General features: G+C 72.6%; 1 protein-coding gene. It reads right to left on the reverse strand.

Annotated elements, in window-relative coordinates; translation table 11 throughout:
- Positions 1–37 precede the first annotated feature (37 nt).
- The gene (locus FMEAI12_RS30025) at positions 38–1,636 is read right to left on the reverse strand and encodes an IS66 family transposase (protein WP_112108686.1); all 1,599 of its coding nucleotides are present in this window, start codon (positions 1,634–1,636) and stop codon (positions 38–40) included.
- Positions 1,637–1,748: the final 112 nt, after the last annotated feature.

Below are 1,748 nucleotides of genomic sequence, written 5' to 3' on the forward strand. Positions count from 1 at the left end.
GTGTCCATTCACGGGTGCGACCCGTGTTGATGCTGTTTCAGGCTGCGGTAGCGACCGGGGTTGGTAGCCAGGGCCGGCCGGCGAGGGCGTCGTGGATGGCGTCGAGGGCGCGGATGCCGTGGTCGCGGGCGGAGACGAGGTAGGAGCGGACGCGGCAGTAGGCGCCCAGGGTCGCTGGGCGGTGCCAGTAGCCGGAGACGGCCTGGTGGCGTTTCGGGCCGCGTAGGGCCTGCTCTGCCGGGTTGTTCGTCCAGGGAACGGCGAAGTTCTTCGTGAACAACCAGACCTGGTCGGCCTTGTCCGCGAGTCGTCGGGCGAGTTTGTGTCCGGGGTGGTTGCCGTCGTGCCAGTCGCGGCAGCGGTTGGTGATCCGGCCCCACTCGACGTCCTTGTCGTAGCGGGCGCGCAGGGCCGTGAGCAGGTCGGGGTCGAGGTGGTCATCGCCGGCGGCGGTCGCGGTGGTGACGGCGGTGTGGGCCTCGCGCAGGACGTCCTGGACGCGGCGGGCCCAGCGCTGCTCGTCGTGGTGGAGGTCCCAGACACCCTGGAGATGTCTGATCATGTGGGCGAGGCACTGCTGGACGCCTGCGAGCTGGGCGTCGAACTGCGCCCAGCCGGAGTAGTCGTCGCGGACGAGGTGGCCGGTGAAGCCGTCGAGCACGCCCAGGTCCTTGAGTGCCTTCGAGGAGCGGGAGTGGACGGGGGCGTACCAGACCAGCCCCGGGGCCGGGGTGCGCACCGTGACGACGTGCGGGCTGCCGGCCAGTTCGGCGCCGTCGGCGCCACGGTCCTTGTGCCACAGGTTGACCGGGGTCTCGTCCGCGCACAGCACCGGCTCGGCGGCCAGCGCCTTCCTCATCGCCGCGTCGAACCCGGCGGCGTCGAGCCGCTCGCCCAGGCGGGCGTTCGCGCGGGCGACGAACCCGGACGACACCGCCACCCCGACCAGCCCGTCGATCAGCGCCGCGGCCCGTTCGACGGGCACGTTGCCCTCCGAGACCAGCAGCACCGCCGCGCCGTTCAGGTGCGGCCCGTACGTCACACACCCCGGCCGGGCGAACGGCACCGACGCGGTCGTGACCTTCCCGCAGCAGCCGCAGCGCCGCCGCGGCAGCACCCAGTGCACCTTCTCCAGCACCGCGGGCAGCAGGTCCCAGACCTGCGCCCAGCCCGCCCCGGCGTCCCGACCGCCAGACAGGTCTGCCCGGCACGACGAGCACTCGGCCGGCGGGACCGCCGTCTCGGTCCGGTCCGGATCGTCGGCCGGTGCCAGCCGCGCACCGTCCCGACCAGGCTGCCCACCCGGCTTGCGGTCCTTCGACCGCACCCGCTGGGACGCCGCCCTGGTCGCCTTCCGCTTCTCCTTCGCGGCCAGTGGCTCCTTCGACGGCGGAGTCGAGGAGTTCGAGCTGTCCATCCCGACCCGCCGCGCAAGCTCCGCGACCTGCAACTCCAGACGCTCCCGCGCCGCCCGCTCCGCGGCCAGCTCCACCTCGTGCCGCTCGGCCATGTCCTGGATCACCCGCCGCAGCCGGCCGTTCGTCTCCGCCAGCCGCCGGTTCTCCTCCGCAAGCGCGCCGACCCGCTCCTCGGCAGCCCGAACCCGCGACTCCAACGACACGGACGGGTCAGCCACAGCCCACGATCATCACCAGACCGCCGACCCGATCAAGCAACGGCCCCAGCGTGTCATCCCAACACATCAACCCAGCTCAGCGGACCAGCCGCGCGGACCCGTGAATGGATAC

Origin of the sequence: Parafrankia sp. Ea1.12 (assembly GCF_900465275.1) — a bacterium.
Taxonomy (GTDB): Bacteria; Actinomycetota; Actinomycetes; order Frankiales; family Frankiaceae; genus Parafrankia; species Parafrankia soli.